The sequence below is a fragment of the Salinicola tamaricis genome (assembly GCF_003006155.1).
Classification (GTDB): Bacteria; Pseudomonadota; Gammaproteobacteria; order Pseudomonadales; family Halomonadaceae; genus Salinicola; species Salinicola tamaricis.
The window spans coordinates 552217-568870 of the sequence record NZ_CP023559.1 but is presented as its reverse complement, the minus strand read 5'-3'; the positions used below and the strand labels follow the sequence as shown (position 1 = coordinate 568870).

Sequence of the window (16654 nt, the reverse complement as noted above, 5' to 3'; positions counted from 1 at the left end):
ACTACCCAGACAACGCCCACGGTTCCCCCGGAGAGTCATGTATGAGACAGAATGAGTACGAGAATGGCGCCCGGTTCGAGGTCGACCTGCGCGGCGGAGAGGCAGAGAGCAGTGGCATCGCGATCCAGGGTGGCGTGGTACAGAGTTCGCGCATCCAGGAAGGGCTGCCATATCCGCTGGGGGCGACCTGGGACGGGCTGGGCGTCAACTTCGCCCTGTTCTCGGCCCACGCGACCCGGGTCGAGCTGTGTCTGTTCGATGAAAGTGGCGAGCATGAGGTAGAGCGTATCTCGCTCCCCGAGTACACCGACGAGGTGTGGCACGGCTACCTGCCCGACGCGCGGCCGGGCCAGCTCTACGGCTATCGCGTGCACGGCCCTTACGACCCGCAGGCAGGGCACCGCTTCAACCCCAACAAGTTGCTGATCGATCCCTATGCCAAGCAGCTGGTGGGCGAGCTGGTGTGGGACGACGCCCTCTACGGCTACACCATCGGTCACGAGGAGGGCGACCTGAGTTTCGACGAGCGTGACAGTACGCCCTTCATGCCGCGCTGCCGGGTGATCGACCCCGCCTTTACCTGGGGCCGTTCGACCGAGATCCTGGTGCCGTGGAGCGACACCCTGATCTACGAGACCCATGTGCGCGGCTACACCATGCGCCACCCGGCGGTACCCGAGGAGCTGCGCGGTACCTTTTCGGGGCTGGCAGTGCCTGAGGTGATCGACTATCTCAAGTCGCTGGGCATCTCGTCGCTGGAGCTGATGCCGATTCACGCCTTCGCCGACGACCGTCACCTGCAGGAGAATGGTCTGCACAACTACTGGGGTTACAACACCCTGGCCTTCTTCGTCCCGCACCCGCGCTACATGGCGACCGAGAACATCAGCGAGTTCAAGCAGATGGTGGCGCGCTATCACGCCGCCGACATCGAAGTGCTGCTCGACGTGGTCTACAACCACACCGCCGAGGGCAACGAGATGGGGCCGACGCTCTCGCTGCGCGGCATCGACAACGCTTCCTACTACCGCCTGATGCCCGATGAGCGGCGCCATTACATCAACGATACCGGCACCGGCAACACCCTCAATCTGTCGCACCCGCGGGTGCTGCAAATGGTCACCGACTCGCTGCGCTACTGGGCTCAGGAGATGCGGGTAGATGGCTTTCGTTTCGACCTGGCGACCATTCTGGGGCGCGAGGCCGATGGTTTCGACGAGGGCGGCGGGTTCCTCGACGCCTGTCGCCAGGATCCGCTGCTGTCGCAGTGCAAGCTGATCGCCGAACCTTGGGACTGCGGCCCCGGCGGCTACCAGGTGGGCAAGTTCCCGCCCGGCTGGGCGGAGTGGAACGACCGCTTTCGTGACGACATGCGTGCCTTTTGGCGCGGCGACGAGGGGCGTCTGGCGGCCTTCGCCAACCGTCTCACCGCCTCGGCCGATCTGTTCGATCACCGCGGGCGCAAGGCGTTTTCGTCGATCAACTTCATCACCGCCCATGACGGCTTCACCCTGCGCGATCTGGTCAGCTATAACGACAAGCACAACGAAGCCAACGGTGAGGAGAATCGCGACGGCCACGACGACAATGTGTCGTGGAACCATGGCGTCGAGGGTGAGACCGATGACGCCGAGATCCGCGAGCTGCGCATGCGTCAGATGCGCAACCTGCTGGCGACCCTGATTCTTTCCCAGGGTACGCCGATGCTGCTGGCCGGCGACGAGTTCGCGCGGACCCAGGGCGGTAACAACAACGCCTACTGCCAGGATAGCGAGATCGGCTGGGTCGACTGGAACCTCTCCGACGAGGGGCGTGAGCTGCTCGCCTTCACCCGCCAGTTGATCCGCCTGCGCCGACACTATCCGATCCTGCAGCGTGGCCGTTTCATGAACGGCAAACGTAACGAGTCGCTCGATATCAAGGACGTTACCTGGCTCACGCCGGCGGCGGAAGAGATGACGGTCGACAACTGGCACGATGCCGACGCCAAGGCGATCGGCGTCATCCTCAACGGTCATGCCCAGCCCACCGGCATCTGTCGACTCGGCAATGACATCACGGTACTGCTGGCGCTCAATGCCGGCGACGAAGACTGTGATTTCGTGCTGCCGGCGGTGCCGGGCGGCAGGGCCTGGGTGCGGCGCATCGATACCTTCGACCCGGCGGCGGCGGACGTGAGCTGCGAGATCGGCAGCGAGTATCGGGTTGCCTCGCGCAGCCTGTCGTTGTTCGAGCTGCAGGAGAGTGACAATGCCGCAGCCTGATCCAGCGCAACGCCCCCCGCAACCACGCATCGACGAGGAGTCTGCATGAGCCGTCGCGACCAGAGCCCGGCCCGGGCAACGCACGCTGCGGGCCTCGCCGCCGCCGATCTGGAGGCACTGGCGCGCGGTACCCTGACCAACCCGTTCGCGCTGCTGGGCCCGCACGCGCGTGACGATGGCCAGGTCGACGTGCGCGCTTACTTGCCCGGCGCGGAGTCGGTCACACTGGTCTGCAGCGACAGTGACCGCTCACTGGGGACGTGTCGGGCAGGGCCCATCGAGGGGCTGTTCGTGGGCGAGCTGGCGGCACCGGGCGCCTACCGACTGAACGTTCGCTGGCCCGACGGTGAGCAGATCACCGCCGACCCCTACGCCTTCCCGCTGCTGCTCGGCGACATCGACCTGCATCTGCTCGGCGAGGGCAATCATCGGCGCCTGGGCGAGTGTCTGGGGGCCCAGGTGATGACCTGCGACGGTGTCACCGGCGTACGTTTCGCGGTGTGGGCACCCAACGCTCAGCGCGTGGCGGTGGTGGGCGATTTCAACGGCTGGGACACGCGCCGTCACGGCATGCGCTGCCGCTATCCGGCCGGGGTGTGGGAGATATTCATTCCTGCCATCGGTGCCGGCGAGCGCTACAAGTTCGCGCTGATCGACGTCAATGGCGAGCCGCTGCTCAAGGCCGACCCGGTGGCGCTCTCCACCGAAGCGCCGCCGCTGACCGCCTCGGTAGTGGCGGACGCCACGCCCTTCGACTGGGGTGACGACGCCTGGCTTGCCCGCCGCGGCGAGCGTCAGGCGGCCGACGCCCCGATCTCGATCTATGAGCTGCATGTAAGCTCGTGGCGCAAGCATGGCGGTGACGAGGGCGAGATCTACCGCTGGCCCGATCTGATCGACACCCTCATCCCCTACGTGGTGGAGATGGGTTTTACCCATATCGAGCTGATGCCGATCATGGAGTATCCGTTCGGCGGCTCCTGGGGCTACCAGCCGCTGTCGCTGTTCGCGCCCAGCGGGCGGTTCGGTACGCCAGCCGAATTCGCCGCCTTCGTCGATGCCTGTCACCGGGCCGGCATCGGCGTGCTGCTCGACTGGGTGCCCGGTCACTTTCCTTCCGACCCGCATGGGCTGGCGCGCTTCGACGGCACCGCGCTGTACGAGTATGCCCACCCGTTCGAGGGCTATCACCAGGACTGGAACACCTATATCTACAACCTGGGCCGGCGCGAGGTACATGGCTTCATGCTCGCCTCGGCCCTGCACTGGCTGCGACATTTCCATCTCGACGGGCTGCGCGTGGATGCGGTCGCTTCGATGCTCTATCGCAACTACTCACGGCGCGAGGGCGAGTGGATTCCCAACCACCGTGGCGGTGCGGAGAACCTGGAGGCAATGGGGTTCCTGCAGCATCTCAATCAGGTGGTCGCCGAGGAGGCACCCGGTGCGGTGGTGATCGCCGAGGAGTCGACCGCCTGGCCCGGGGTCACCGCGCCGGTGGCGCAGGCGGGGCTGGGCTTCAGCTACAAGTGGAACATGGGCTGGATGCACGACACCCTGAGCTACATGAGCCACGATCCCCTTTATCGCCGGTACCATCACGACCAGCTCACCTTCGGGCTGGTCTACGCCTTCAACGAGCGCTTCGTGCTGCCGATCTCGCATGACGAAGTGGTGCACGGCAAGGGCTCGCTGATCGACAAGATGCCCGGTGACGAGTGGCAGCGCTTCGCCAACCTGCGCGCCTACCTCGGTTTCATGTGGCTGCATCCCGGTAAGAAACTACTGTTCATGGGCTGCGAGTTCGCCCAGGGGCGGGAGTGGAGCCACGACCGTGAGCTGGACTGGTGGCTGCTGCAGTACCCCAGCCACGCCGGCATTCAGCGTCTGGTGCGCGATCTCAACACCTTCTACCGCGAGCGTCCGGCGCTGCACGCCCGCGATACCGAGGCGGCGGGTTTCCGCTGGGTGATCGGCGACGACAACGTCAATAGCGTGTTCGCCTGGTGGCGTCTGGACGGCGACGGGCAGCGCGTGCTGGTGGTGGCCAACATGACCCCGCGGACGCTGACCGGCTACCGCATCGGCGTACCCATGGCGGGGCACTGGGCCGAGCGCTTCAACTCTGATGCCGAGCACTATGGCGGCAGCAATATCGGCAACGCCGGCGGCCTCGAAAGCGAAGCGGCCGCCTGCCACGGCGAGGCGCAGTCGCTGGTACTGACGCTGCCACCGCTGGCGGTGATAGCGCTGCTGCCACCGGCGTGAAGTTGGCCCGGGCCGTTCCCCGGCCCGGGTGAGCGGTGTTCTTTGAATGTGCCGCGGCGCTATCCAGAGGGCCGTGGCGCGCGACGGGCCTAGCCGACGACCATGCCGTCGCGCTGCGCCAGCAGCGCCCGGGTGACGCCGTTGGTCCAGCCGAAGCCGTCCTGAAGCGGGTACTCGCCGCCGCAGGCGAACTCCGCGCCGGGGTAGAGCACGTATTTCTCCACCAGCTTGTGTTCCCGCCGATAGAGATCGTAGACCAGCGACAGCCAGCGCTCGGTCAGATCCTCCGCAACTTCGTGAAAGCCGTAGTGGCGGAAGCCCTCGATCGCCATCCACTGCAGCGGCGCCCAGCCGTTGGGGTGGTCCCATTGCTGACTACTGTCGTTGATCTCGGTGGTGACCAGTCCGCCGGGGGCGAGCAGGCGCTGGGCCACCACGTTGACCACGCGTTCGGCCTGGCCAGGCGAGGCGAGCTGCAGGTAGAGCGGCACCACGCAGGCCGCGGTGAGGTGAATGCTGCGGCAGCCGCGCTGCCAGTCGTAGTCGTAGTAGGCCCCGCGCTCCTCGCACCACAGATAGCGGTCGATCGCCATGCGTCGGCGCTCGGCACGCTCGCGGTAGTGGCCGGCCTCGGACTCCTCGCCGACATCGGCACACAGCTTTCCGAGTAGATATTCGAGATGGTAGAGCAGTGAGTTGAGCTCGACCGGGATGAAGGCGGTGGTGCGGATGGTGTGCAGCTCGCGGGTATCGTCGAGCCAGCGGCCGCTGAAGTCCCAGCCGCTTTCGGCGCCGGCGCGCAGATCACGATAGACCTGCTCCGCCGGGCGCGGCGAGGCCTGGGCCAGCTCGTAGTCCTCACGATAGGACTCCTCGCGCGGCGTGGCGCGGTCATCCCAGTGGCGGTTGAGCCAGCATTCGTCGTCGAGACGCACGCAGCGGCGGTGGGTCTCGCCGGGCTTGAGCTGGGCCTCGCCATGCATCCAGAAGGCATACTCGCGCTTGAGCTGCGGCAGGTAATCCACGGCGTGGCGCTGTCCGCGCTGCTCGAGTAGCGCCACCATCATCGAGAAGAGCGGCGGCTGCGAACGGCTCAGGTAGTAGCTGCGGTTGCCGTTGGGCATGTGGCCGTAGCGCGCGATCAGGTCGGCGCAGTTGTCGGCCACCGCGCACAGCAGGTGATCCTCGCCGCTGGCGGCGAGCCCCAGCATGGTGAAGTAAGAGTCCCAATAGTAGAACTCGCGAAAGCGCCCGCCGGGCACCACGTAATCGTGGGAGAGCGAGAGCAGCGACGACCACAATGGATGCTCGCGGGAGTTACGCGTGAGCACCGGCCACAGGCGGTCGATATGGGTGACCATGTCGTCGCTGGTATCCGCCTCGTAACCGCTGCAGGCGATCGGGTCCTCCTCGAAATGGGCGTCGACGAAGGCGCGCAGATCGAAATCCGGGTTGTCGCGTTCGGCTTCGTAGGCCTGCATGATCTGCTGCGGCGGCACACGCGGCACGCTATCGGCGAAGGTCTTGGAATCCTCGAACAGATGCGCCAGCGCTACCGCTTCGAATAGCTCGCCGAAGCGGTCGTGGGGGGTGACAGCGGCATCATGGTAGGTATCCCTGTCGGTGGTGGCCTGGAGGCTTGTGGGCATCATCGGTCCTCTGCGGCACGCTGAACGGTAGAAGTGGATCTACTCTTCATACTGCCAAAGTAGGCCCCCGTCTACCGGCAAGGAGGCACCGGTCATGTAATCGGCATCCTCTGAGGCGAGAAAGGCCACCACGCCGGCGACGTCTTCCGAGCGCCCGAGCCGGTTCAGCGGGATATTGCCGAGCAGATGCTTGAGCTTCTCGGGGTCCTCGTCGAGGGCGCTGTTCATGGGCGTCTTGATCGCCCCGGGGGCGACGCCGTTGACGGTGATCCCCAGCGGGGCCAGCTCGATCGCCAGGTTGCGTGTGAGCATGCGCAGCCCGCCTTTGGCCAGGCAGTAGCTGGTGAAGCCGGGGAAGGGCAGATCCTCGTGCACCGAGCTTAAGTTGATCACCCGCCCACCGCGGCCGACATCACGCAGATAGCTTACGAACGCTTGGGTGGTGAAGAATACCCCCTTGAGATTGGTATCGAGCAGCACCTTGTCATAGTCGGCCTCGGTCACCTCCCAGAAGGGTGCATCGATCTCCAGTCCGGCGTTGTTGACCAGAATGTCGAGCCGCCCCAGCGCCGCTACGCTCTCGTCGATCAGCCGGCGGTTGGTCTCCACCTGGGAGATATCGCCGGTAACGATGGCGGCGCGGCGGCCGTGCCGACGCACCCGCTCGGCGGTCTCCTCGGCCCGCTCGGAAGGACGGCTGCCGCTGACCACGATGTCGGCGCCCTCCTGGGCCAGGCGTTCGGCGATGGCGCGGCCGATGCCCTGGGTGCTGCCGGTGACCAGTGCTACCTTGCCTGCGAGACGCATGTGCTGCTCCTGTTATGGGGACCGCTTACGGTCCGGGGCGTGAGGAAAGTCTTAAGGTTTGGGTGAAATCGTAAGGCCCGGGTGAAGTCGTAAGGCCTGGGTAAAGTCGTAAGACCTGGGATTGAAGATAGAGCATCTGCGCCAATGGCGCGGGGATGCCGTGCGCCGGTAGCGCGTGGGTAGCGCGCCACGCCGGGCCGGCGGCGTTGTCCGCACGCCGCGCGGATAGCATGATGGGGTCCGGAAGAGACGACGACAGGAGTCACCGTGAGAGCATGGATACGAGCTGGCCTGGGCGTGCTGTTGGCGCTGCTGGTCGCGCTGAGCCAGCCGGTCATGGCGCAATCCCTGGCCTCGCTGGTCGGGGCGGAGGAGAAGCGTGCGGCGACCCCGCAGGCGCCCAGCGCCCAGGAGCTGGAGAGTTCGCTGGACCAGATCATCGCCACGCTGGAGAACAGCGAGCAGCGCCAGGCCCTGCTCGAGAGTCTCAAGCAGCTGCGCCAGGCGACCGCCGCCGAGGCCCAGGCCGAGCCTGCCGCCGGCGGCCTGCTGGGGGCGCTGGCGCAGTCGTTCTCGGTGCTCGAACACGACGGCCTGGACAACCCGATCAACTACTGGGGCTATCGGGTCAAGCAGGCCGGCAACGATCTGGCGCGGCTCTGGAGTGACGGTGAGCGTGTGCCCATGGCGCTGCTCGATCTGCTCTGGGTCACCGCGCTGTGGGTCGGGGTGACGCTGGTGGTATCGGCGCTGTGGCGCGCGCTGGTCAAACGCCTGGGGCTGCTCTGGGCGCTACCGCAGGAGCCCACTACCTGGATGCTGGTGCGCCATCTGGCGCGGCGAGTCGTACCGCTGGCGCTGGGGTTCGGCGTGGCATTGGTGGCAGTGCACCAGGCGACCTCGGATACCATCGGCGTCACCCTGGCCATGGTGATGGCCTATGTCACCCTGTGCGGGGCGGTTTTCGCCGCGGTGTGCGAGATCGTCTTCTCGCTGTTCGGCAGCGGGCATCGGCATACCGCGCTGCGTATCCTGCGTCAGCGCGGCGCGCCCTGGCTGTTCGCCCTCGGCGCCTTGGTGGCGCTGGGTGACGCCTCCAATTCGGCCGCCGTGGTGGAGCCGCTGGGGCGCGGGCTGATGGCATTCGTGTCACTGCTGGCCAACGTCTGCGCGGCGCTGCTGCTGGCGGCCTTCGTGCTGGTCTTTCGGCGGCCGTTCCGCCATCTGATGCGCAACCGCCCCTACACCCAGCGTCAGGAGCGCCGCGCCACCACCGAGCTTTTGCGCCTGTTCAGTCGCATCTGGCACATTCCCATCCTGGTCATGGTGGTGGTCTCGCTGATCGCCATGGTGACCTCGGCCGAGGACTCGCGCAGTGCCTTCTTCCGCGCGCTGGTGACCGCGGGGATGATGATCGCCACGCTGGTGATCTCGGGGCTGATCCACCGTCAGCGCGAGAAGAGCCAGGACAAGCGCCTCTCCGAATACTCGGCCCGCCTGATACGGTTCGGCTTCACCCTGGCCCATCTGTTGGCGTGGCTGGTTTTTCTCGAACTGGCGATGCGGGTCTGGGGAACCTCGCTGTGGGCGGTGAGCGGCAGTGCCGGGATCGGCCAGCAGATCGCTCGCAGCCTGCTGGGGCTGGGGCTGACCTTTCTGGTCGCCTGGCTGGTGTGGATCCTGGCCGATACCGCGGTCCAGCACGCCCTGCGCAAGAGCAGCCGGCGCCATGGGCGGCGCGCCAATGCCAGTGCCCGGGCGCAGACGATCACGCCGCTGCTGCGCAACACCATCTTCGTTACCATTGCGGTAATCGCTGCGATCATCGCGCTGGCCAATCTCGGTGTGAACGTCACCCCGCTGCTGGCGGGGGCCGGGGTGATCGGTCTGGCGGTGGGTTTCGGCGCCCAGACTCTGGTGCAGGACCTGATCACCGGGCTGTTCATTCTGATCGAGGATTCGCTGGCGATCGACGATTTCGTCAATCTCGGCAGTCACATGGGCACGGTCGAGGCGCTGAGCATCCGTACGGTGAAACTGCGTGACCTGGACGGGATCGTGCACATCATTCCGTTCAGCCAGATCCAGGGCATCCAGAACTACTCGCGTGAGTTCGGCATTGCGCTGCTGCGTATCCGCATCGGCCATCAGATGAAGATCGACGAGGCGATCGAGACCATGCGCAGCATCGCCGACGAGCTGCGCAACGATCCGATGATGCGCCACCACATCTGGTCGCCACTGGAGGTGCAGGGGATCGAGAGCTTCGATGCTGGCGCCGCCATCCTGCGCATCCGCATGCGCACCGCACCGGTCATGCAGTGGGACGTGGCGCGGGCGTTCAATCTGCGTCTCAAGCAGCGTTTCGACGAGCAGGGGCTCGATCTGGGCATGCCGCGCATGAGCGTGGTGATGGAGGAGAGCCGGGCTCGGGGTGGCACGCCGTCCGACGACTCGTCGCGCGAGGCGATCACCAATCCTGGGGTGCCCGATCCGCCGTGAGCGCCGGCCAGGGCGAGGCGCTCACCCGGGCCGGCCCGTCGTGACCCGGGATGGCGCGATGTGATTTGGCCAAAGTCGTGTTGCGAAAGTAGTGGTGAAAGGTAAATAATCGCTGCCAACTCGCTACGCTGCGTCAGGATTCAAGGTTTTTTGTATCCGGGCGATAACGCAGGGTAACGATCGTCGCCGGCGCGAGCGCGTCCGGTGGCCACCAGGCAACGAGCCGACAGGCAGGGCACACCATGACTCTTCTCAGCATCTTCGCGATCGCCATCGGTTTCGGCGCCTTCGGGCTCTTCGTCGCGCTGCGCCTTTGCCGCAGCGACAAGAGCACGCCCGTGGCGAGAGAGCGCGTCGGCGTCAGAGACGACACGCCGAACGCCTCGCGCCAGCGCGCCTGAGCCAAGTACCATCCCCGATAGCGTGGCACCATCCGGTGTCTGCGCTTCCTTCCAGGTCGTTCTTCGGCAGGCCGCCTGGCTGCGGTGTCCGACGCTCTTATCCCTGATGCTTTAACGACCCACGCCCGGCAGGATCTGCCCGCTGGCAGCATGATCGCGATACGCGCGCGTGGCGCTGCGTCTGCCTGGCGATCACTCGCGCCGGGCGAGAACACAGCGCCACGCAGCCGACGATCTCGATCTGGTGATGGGAGAAACGCTCGGCGAGCGCGCGCTCCAGCGCCTGCGGTGTATCCGCCTCATTGGAGAAGATCCCCTTGGCGTTGTAGAACGCCATCAATCGTCGCGCCAGCGATGAGCGTGTGACGCCGTCGCCCAGGATAGTGGCACCGAACAGCGTTGCCCCCGGCGCCAGCAGCGGCGCGAGGTGATCGAAGGCGCGTGCCTTGTGCGTCATCGGGCCGGGCAGGCAATGCAGCAGGTAGTTGACGCCGATGGAGTCGAACGGTGCCGGCGGGGCTTCGATCGGGGCGAGAATGTCGAGTTGGCGCGTCTGTGGCTGCAGACGCTTCACCCGCGCCGCGGTATGTGACAGGGAGTCGGCATTGAGGTCGAACAGCGCCAGCCGCGGCTGGTGACTCGGAAACCGGCTACGGTCGAGGAAAAAGCCGGTACCCACGCCCACGTCGAGGTGATTGGCGCTCAGGTGGCGCGCATAGTGCTCCAGCAGGCGCGAGGTCGGGCAGCGCCAGATGCCGCGATTGGAGAGTCGCAGCACGATCAGATCGTAGAGCGCCAAGTTGCGACGGGTATAGACCGCCTGGCCGGCGTGGGTCGAATCGACAGGGGTGGGCATTGACGTTGTCTCTGTGGGCGTGCGTTTGTTGGCAGGCGTCTGTGGGGGAGGACAGGGTTCGGGCCGTGGCGCTGTTGGCAAGGGCGTCCGCTAGCGGGGCGGGCCGGCACTCTCCAGCACCCAGTCGCGAAAGGCGCGCATCGGTTCGGTCAGGTGGCGATGGGTCGGGGTCAGCAGCGCCAGCCGTCCACGGCTGGGCAGGCTCTCGGGCAGTGCCTGGACCAGGTTGCCCTGATCGAGCTCGGCGGCGAGCAGAAGCATCCAGCCGAGGGTGACCCCCTGGCCCGCGAGGGTGGCGTTCATCAGCAGCTGGAAGCTGTTGGCACGCAGGGTGTGCAGCGGCGGCTGCCAGTCGAAGCCGAGGGAGCGATACCAGTGCTCCCAGGTCAGCCAGTCGCGGTAGTGATCCTCCACCACCATCAGGGTGTGGCGGGCGAGCAGGTCGGCGGGGTCGGCGACCGCACCGTGGCGCGCCAGATAGACCGGGCTGCACACCGCGGCGACGCGCTCCTCGGCGAAGATCGGGCTGGCTTCGAGTCCGGGGGGATCGACCTCGTGGGGGATGTGGTAGTAGATGCCGAGATCGAATTCGGCCAGATCGAGCCGATAGGGGTCCTCGACGGTGAGGACTCGAATCTCGATGTCGGGATGCGCCTGCTGGAAATCGGGCAGCTGACGGGCGAGCCAGATCGAGGCGATGGTCGGGCTCGAGGCCAGGGTCAGCTGGCGGTCGTCGCCGCGCCGGCGCAGACGCGCAGTCTCGTCACGCAGTTCCCGCAGCAGCCGCTGCACCACGCGGAAGTAGTGCGCGCCGGCCGGGGTCAGGCGCAGGCCGTCATGCTGGCGTTCGAACAGCGGCCGGCCAAGATCCGTCTCGAGGCGCTTGATCTGGCGGCTGACCGCGCTCTGGGTCAGGCTCAGCTCACTGCCGGCCTGGGTGAAGCTCGAATGGCGGGCGGCCGCCTCGAAGGTGCGCAGGCAGGCCAGTGGGGGGAGCACGTCGCGAATGGGCATGGGGCGTCCGGAACCGAGTTCTCTCGGCCCCGGAGCATAGCACGAGTGGTGCACGCCACCGTCGGTCGCGACGTCCTGGAGCGGGACACTCAGATGGCGCGACGCGGGATCTCGCGGGCCCAGCGCTTCTCGCTGACCAGCGTCTCGCCCTCATGGGCGATCTGCTCGGCGCTCAGGTAGAAGGTGGTCTCGTCGCAGTACAGGTGATAGCGGCTGACCACCTCGACGCCGAAGCGCGACTCGCCCGACTCGCGCCCGGCGCGGTAGGTCCACTCGATGTCGGCGCGGGTGCGGGTCGCATCGCTGGGGTGGCTGACATAGACCTCGCGGGCCTTCTGCTCGACGCACAGGCCGTGATCCTCGAAGCGGATATCGCCCATGTCGTCCTCCACCGTCACCGTCACTTCGCCGCTGCCGATATCCTCGCTGAGGGTGCGCTTTGGATGGCCCGGGCGCAGCGTCTCGATCCGGCACGGCGGCGCGCTCTCCGGCGGCTCGAACGGCATCGGCACGTAGGGCGCCTGGCAGATCGGCAGTGACAGCGTCGGCGTGCCGGCCTCGAGGGTGAGATCGGCGCGCCGCGGCGGCGACCACACCAGCGGAAAGCTGGCGCTGGAGAGCGCCAGGCGCAGACGATGCCCGGGGGGCAGCCGGTAGCCGATCAGGTCCAGCGCCAGGTCGATCTCCATACGCTCGCCGGGTACCGGCGGGGTGAGCGTGGCGAGATCGTCGCGCAGGGCCAGATTGAGCGTGGCGTAGCTGATCAGCGCGCTCTCGCCGTTGGGGGCCACGTCGCACAGGCGCACGTGCAGTTGGCCACAGTCCTCGGCGCTGCTCAGGCTGGCGCGCAGTCTAGGCTGGCCGAGCAGATCGAGCCCCTCGGCGTAGGGCGCGGAGTCGAAGATCAGCGCCAGGCCGTCATCGCGGCGCTGATCCGGCGGGAAGTCGGCGCCGAACCACAGCGGAATGTATTCACCCTGCAGCGCGCCGGCGGTCAGCGGCGAGGCGATCGCGCGCGCCGCGCTCAGATGTCCTTCCGGTGCCAGGCCGGCATCGCCGAGGACGAGCGGCTGCCATGCGATCTCCGCCGCCGGGGCGGGCCAGGCGCTGGTCTGCACCCACTGTCCCGGACGCTCGAGATACTTGGGCGCCGGTGGCAGGCCGTCCTGCAGATAGAAGGTGCAGGGCGGCTCGTCCATGATCCCGGTGTCGATCCCCTTGAGCCAGTAGTCCCACCAGCGCAGCGCCTCCTGCAGAAAGCCAATGGCCGGGTCGGGGATCGCGAAGTGGGGGTACTTGTGCATCCATGGCCCGAGCAGCGCCTTTTTCGGGCAGGAGAGGTGCTCCATCATCCGGGGAATGGTGTTGACGTAGGCGTCCGCCCAGCCGCTGATCATGTAGACCGCAGCTTCGATGTCGGCATAGTTCTCGCAGATCGAGCCGTGCTGCCAATAGGTGTCGCGCTGCTGATGACGCAGCCAGGGCTCGGCCAGTAGCGGCATGTTGTCGAGGCGGTGTTTCCACATCTCGCGCCAGCGCTCGCCGACCAGCGCCGGGTCGGGCACGGCAGCCGAGAAACTCAGCATGGTCGCCGCCCAGCCCAGGTTCTCCAGCAGCATGTTGCCGCCCTTGTAGTGGATATCGTCGGCGTAGCGGTCGTCGGTGGAGCACAGGGTGATGATCGCCTTGAGCGGTTCGGGTCTGAGCGCGGCCAGCTGCAGGCTGTTGAATCCCCCCCAGGAGATACCCATCATGCCCAGCTTGCCATCGCACCACGGCTGCGCGGCGATCCAGTCGATCACTTCCAGCGCATCGGCCTGCTCCTGGAGCGCGTACTCGTCCTCCATCAAACCGTCGGATTCACCGTTGCCGCGCATGTCGACGCGCACACAGGCGTAGCCGTGGCCGGCGAGCCAGGGGTGGGTGAGTTCATCACGCACCGCGGTGCCGTCGCGCTTGCGGTAGGGCAGGTACTCGAGGATCGCCGGCACCGGCGACGCCTCAGCGTTTTTGTCCGGTATGCCGATGGCGCCTTCGTCCGGTGTGCCGATGGCGCCTTCGGGTAACCAGATACGGGCTGCCAGGCGCGTGCCGTCTGCCAGCACGATCCACTGATTCTCGATTTCGCGAACGCGGTGTGGGAAGTCCTGTTTGATCTTCATGCCTTGTCCTTGGCTGTGCGGGAAGGAGTCGACGGTGTCGGTACGACGTCGAGCCGCTCGGGATGCTTGAGCCAGACCCACAGCGAACCCGAGGCCAGCAGCACGATCAGCATCGACGGCAGCCCGCCGAGGTTGGAGAGCATCTTGATGCCGTCGATACCGACGAAACTGACCATGACCCAGGAGACGATGCCGACGATCACACCCCAGATCACCTTCATGGCGACCCCAGCGTTGAGATCGGAGTCGGCGGTCAGGCCGCGGGTGCAGAGATTGCCGATGGCGTCGGTCTGCGAGTCGGCGGCGGTGACGTAGGAGATGTAGGCGATGAACAGCAGCAGCGGCACCCACACCTGGGAGAGCGGCAGGTGGCGGAAGAGTTCGTAGAGCACGTTTTCCACCCCGCGCTGATCGAGGATGGCGTAGAGATCGGTGCCGCTCTCGCCGGCTCCCAGATGAGACTGGAAGTAGAGTGCGGTGCCCGAGAAGATCAGGATCCAGACACAGGCGAACAGCGCCGGGTAGAGCAGATTCACGCGCAGGAACTGGCGCACCGTGTAGCCGCGCGAGATCTTGCCCAGGAACAGCGCCGCCACCGGTGCCCAGGCGAACCACACCGCCCAGTAGAAGATCGACCACCATTGCGGCCACTGATCGTTGCCCGCGGCGCCGGTGAACAGGCTCTTGGTGAAGAAGTTGTCGAGATAGACGCCGAACGACTCCACCCCCAAGGCCAGACAGAAGACCGTGGGGCCGACCACGAACACGAAGGCGCCGAGTATCAGCAGCAGCGCCGCATTCAGCGACGACAGCCGGGCAATGCCCTTCTGCAGGCCACTGGCGGCGGAGAGCACGAAGGTAACCACGATGACGGCGATGATCACGCCCAGGCGCAGCGGGCTGGTCTCGCCACCCAGGTACTGGCCCACGCCACCGGCCAGGGTCAGGGCGCCGGTGCCCAGCGAGGACGCCATGCCGGCGACCAGGGCATACAGCGATACCGCATCGATCAGCCCGGCGAAGCGCTTAACCCGCGGCCCGAACAGTGGCTCCAGCATGCTCGAGATCGAGAAACGCAGGCGCAAGTTGTAGAAAGCCAGGGCAAAGATCAGCGCCGGTACGGCGTAGATTGCATAAGGGGTGAAGGACCAGTGCAGGAACAGGGTCGACATGGCGAACAGCATGGCGTCACTGGAGCCGGCCTCGATGCCGGAGGACGCCGGTGGCCCCATATAGTGATAGAGCGGCTCGGCGGTGGTCCAGAACAGCACCCCCACCGCCAGGGTGGTGCACAGGGTGATCGAAAACCAGCGCAGCGGCGAGAGCAGCGGGGTGGCCTCGGCGCCGCCGATGCGCACGCGGCCGAGGGGCGAGAAGTAGACGATCAGCGCCATGATCAGCAGATAGAGACTGCCCAGGCTGAACAGCCACGAGAAGTTGTCGAGCACCGCGGCGTTGAGTGCGCTGGCGGTGGCCAGGAAGGCGTCGAGATCGACATAGCTGGCGACTACGGCGCCCAGCAGGATCAGGAAGGTCGGCCAGAACACCAGCGGCCGCAGCGAGGTTTGCATACCCATCTCCGGTTATCGTTATCGTGTGGCGGCAGCGCGCAACATGCGCTGTCGTCATGTGGATATACCCTAACTGCTTCTACTGGCCTCGGTTCAAGGGCTTCTAGGCATGGGGGTATGCGTCTAGCGCATGCCGAGCCAGCGGGCAGGCAGCCGCGAGACGATCCCGGTAGGATGGGCCGCGCATACGAACGAACGTGGACCGACACAGGAGCGGCGATGGAGCCCGAGGATCTGAAAAAACTGGTGAGCATGCGCATGCCATTCGGCAAGTACGAAGGCCGTCTGATCGCCGATCTGCCGGGCCCCTATCTGGCCTGGTTCGCCCGCGAAGGTTTTCCCCGCGGGGAGATCGGCCAGCTTCTGGCGCTGATGCACGAGATCGACCACAACGGTCTCAGCGATCTGCTCGAACCGCTGCGCCGCCGCGGTTAAGCCAGTAGCCGGCCAAGTAGATGGGCCACCACCAGGCCCACGGTGATCGCGGCAGTGAGCCACAGGCGGCGGGGCCGGCGACGCTGATAGTGTTGCAGGGCGACATCGAGCTTGCGGGTCAACTGCGCGTGGCGGGTGGTGGGCGCGCCGGGCGGCGAGAAGTCGTTGGCGGCGTCGCCGTGCCAATGCGGGGCGTGGGTCAGCCCCAGGCCGGCGCGCAGGCGACCGATATCGCCCAGCAGCTGGTGCATGTCGTCGTATTCGGCGCGGCGTTCAGGGGAGCCCAGTGCGGCCTGGGCATCCGCCTTGAGCGACTGATTGGCACAGTGGCGGATGGCGCGCTCGATCTCCTCCGCGGTGGCGGTGGGTGGGATGCCGAGTCGTAGATAGAGATCACGCATGCTGCATCAACAGGTCGTAGGCGTTCTTGATGCGCTGGAAGCGCTGTGAGGCGAGGGTGATCCGCCACTCGCTCTGGCCATGGAAACGGTCGGGATGGTGGCGCTGGGCCAGGCGCCGATAGGCGAGCTTGATCTCTCGCGGTGAGGCGTTGGCATCCAGCTCCAGTTCGATCAGCGCGCGGCGGATGGGGTAGGAGGGCGCGTCGAAACCGCGCGCTGGCGCTGCCGGCTCTGCTCGCGCTGCCACTGGCGCTGTTGCTCTGGTGCTGACTTTCCTGCTCCTGGCGCGCTCTCGCTCTGGCGTTCCTGGTACTGGCGCTTCTG

At 66.4% G+C, this 16654-nt stretch carries 13 protein-coding genes; 5 read left to right on the top strand and 8 right to left on the bottom strand.

The window, feature by feature from the left end; translation table 11 throughout:
- Positions 1 to 41: 41 nt before the first annotated feature.
- Complete coding sequence (gene glgX, locus CN538_RS02520) at positions 42 to 2264, top strand: glycogen debranching protein GlgX (RefSeq protein ID WP_106418463.1); 2223 nt, start codon at positions 42 to 44, stop codon at positions 2262 to 2264.
- Positions 2265 to 2309: 45 nt separating this feature from the next.
- Positions 2310 to 4532, top strand: a complete 2223-nt coding sequence (gene glgB / locus CN538_RS02515) for a 1,4-alpha-glucan branching protein GlgB (RefSeq protein ID WP_106418462.1) — start codon at positions 2310 to 2312, stop codon at positions 4530 to 4532.
- Between the two features lie 89 nt (positions 4533 to 4621).
- Here the strand turns inward: glgB and treF are convergent, their stop codons facing one another.
- On the bottom strand, positions 4622 to 6181 hold the full coding sequence (treF, locus tag CN538_RS02510; RefSeq protein ID WP_106420530.1) for an alpha,alpha-trehalase TreF: 1560 nt from the start codon (positions 6179 to 6181) through the stop codon (positions 4622 to 4624).
- Between the two features lie 39 nt (positions 6182 to 6220).
- Positions 6221 to 6988 carry an SDR family NAD(P)-dependent oxidoreductase gene (locus CN538_RS02505; protein ID WP_106418461.1) on the bottom strand — a complete coding sequence of 256 codons (768 nt, stop codon included), beginning with the start codon at positions 6986 to 6988 and terminating at the stop codon, positions 6221 to 6223.
- 267 nt (positions 6989 to 7255) lie between these two features.
- On the opposite strand from CN538_RS02505, the gene CN538_RS02500 reads away from it, so the two are divergent.
- Positions 7256 to 9490: a mechanosensitive ion channel family protein gene (locus CN538_RS02500; RefSeq protein WP_129591284.1), complete on the top strand. Its 2235-nt coding sequence runs from the start codon at positions 7256 to 7258 to the stop codon at positions 9488 to 9490.
- Between the two features lie 242 nt (positions 9491 to 9732).
- Positions 9733 to 9891, top strand: coding sequence for a hypothetical protein (locus tag CN538_RS20165; RefSeq protein WP_164999493.1), 159 nt, complete (start codon positions 9733 to 9735; stop codon positions 9889 to 9891).
- A gap of 97 nt (positions 9892 to 9988) precedes the next feature.
- Here the strand turns inward: CN538_RS20165 and CN538_RS02495 are convergent, their stop codons facing one another.
- The 4 genes from CN538_RS02495 to CN538_RS02480 all read right to left on the bottom strand — a co-directional run bounded on the left by CN538_RS02495 (position 9989) and on the right by CN538_RS02480 (position 15494).
- Positions 9989 to 10747 carry a class I SAM-dependent methyltransferase gene (locus tag CN538_RS02495; protein WP_207233607.1) on the bottom strand — a complete coding sequence of 253 codons (759 nt, stop codon included), beginning with the start codon at positions 10745 to 10747 and terminating at the stop codon, positions 9989 to 9991.
- 90 nt (positions 10748 to 10837) lie between these two features.
- Positions 10838 to 11761 (bottom strand): LysR substrate-binding domain-containing protein, encoded by a 924-nt coding sequence (locus tag CN538_RS02490; protein WP_106418459.1) that lies wholly within the window; start codon positions 11759 to 11761, stop codon positions 10838 to 10840.
- 89 nt (positions 11762 to 11850) lie between these two features.
- Entirely contained in the window at positions 11851 to 13923 is a 2073-nt protein-coding gene (locus CN538_RS02485) for a CocE/NonD family hydrolase (RefSeq protein ID WP_106418458.1), read from the bottom strand.
- Positions 13920 to 15494, bottom strand: coding sequence for a BCCT family transporter (locus tag CN538_RS02480; RefSeq protein ID WP_106420529.1), 1575 nt, complete (start codon positions 15492 to 15494; stop codon positions 13920 to 13922). The genes CN538_RS02485 and CN538_RS02480 overlap by 4 nt, the downstream gene beginning before the upstream one ends.
- A gap of 219 nt (positions 15495 to 15713) precedes the next feature.
- Between CN538_RS02480 and CN538_RS02475 the strand changes: the two genes are divergently transcribed.
- Entirely contained in the window at positions 15714 to 15929 is a 216-nt protein-coding gene (locus CN538_RS02475; protein ID WP_106418457.1) for a DUF3820 family protein, read from the top strand.
- Here CN538_RS02475 and CN538_RS02470 read toward each other — a convergent pair.
- Both CN538_RS02470 and CN538_RS02465 read right to left on the bottom strand, forming a co-directional pair.
- Positions 15926 to 16330, bottom strand: a complete 405-nt coding sequence (locus CN538_RS02470; protein WP_106418456.1) for a J domain-containing protein — start codon at positions 16328 to 16330, stop codon at positions 15926 to 15928. The two genes, CN538_RS02475 and CN538_RS02470, sit on opposite strands and share 4 nt — an antisense overlap.
- Entirely contained in the window at positions 16323 to 16577 is a 255-nt protein-coding gene (locus CN538_RS02465; protein ID WP_106418455.1) for a J domain-containing protein, read from the bottom strand. The genes CN538_RS02470 and CN538_RS02465 overlap by 8 nt, the downstream gene beginning before the upstream one ends.
- Between the last annotated feature and the right edge of the window lie 77 nt (positions 16578 to 16654).

Excerpts from the sequence above, each read along its gene's own strand:
- glgX (WP_106418463.1), top strand. The coding sequence starts at position 42 with ATGAGACAGAATGAGTACGAGAATGGCGCCCGGTTCGAGGTCGACCTG.
- glgB (WP_106418462.1), top strand. The coding sequence starts at position 2,310 with ATGAGCCGTCGCGACCAGAGCCCGGCCCGGGCAACGCACGCTGCGGGC.
- treF (WP_106420530.1), bottom strand. The coding sequence starts at position 6,181 with ATGCCCACAAGCCTCCAGGCCACCACCGACAGGGATACCTACCATGAT.
- CN538_RS02505 (WP_106418461.1), bottom strand. The coding sequence starts at position 6,988 with ATGCGTCTCGCAGGCAAGGTAGCACTGGTCACCGGCAGCACCCAGGGC.
- CN538_RS20165 (WP_164999493.1), top strand. The coding sequence starts at position 9,733 with ATGACTCTTCTCAGCATCTTCGCGATCGCCATCGGTTTCGGCGCCTTC.
- CN538_RS02495 (WP_207233607.1), bottom strand. The coding sequence starts at position 10,747 with ATGCCCACCCCTGTCGATTCGACCCACGCCGGCCAGGCGGTCTATACC.
- CN538_RS02490 (WP_106418459.1), bottom strand. The coding sequence starts at position 11,761 with ATGCCCATTCGCGACGTGCTCCCCCCACTGGCCTGCCTGCGCACCTTC.
- CN538_RS02485 (WP_106418458.1), bottom strand. The coding sequence starts at position 13,923 with ATGAAGATCAAACAGGACTTCCCACACCGCGTTCGCGAAATCGAGAAT.
- CN538_RS02480 (WP_106420529.1), bottom strand. The coding sequence starts at position 15,494 with ATGCAAACCTCGCTGCGGCCGCTGGTGTTCTGGCCGACCTTCCTGATC.
- CN538_RS02475 (WP_106418457.1), top strand. The coding sequence starts at position 15,714 with ATGGAGCCCGAGGATCTGAAAAAACTGGTGAGCATGCGCATGCCATTC.
- CN538_RS02470 (WP_106418456.1), bottom strand. The coding sequence starts at position 16,330 with ATGCGTGATCTCTATCTACGACTCGGCATCCCACCCACCGCCACCGCG.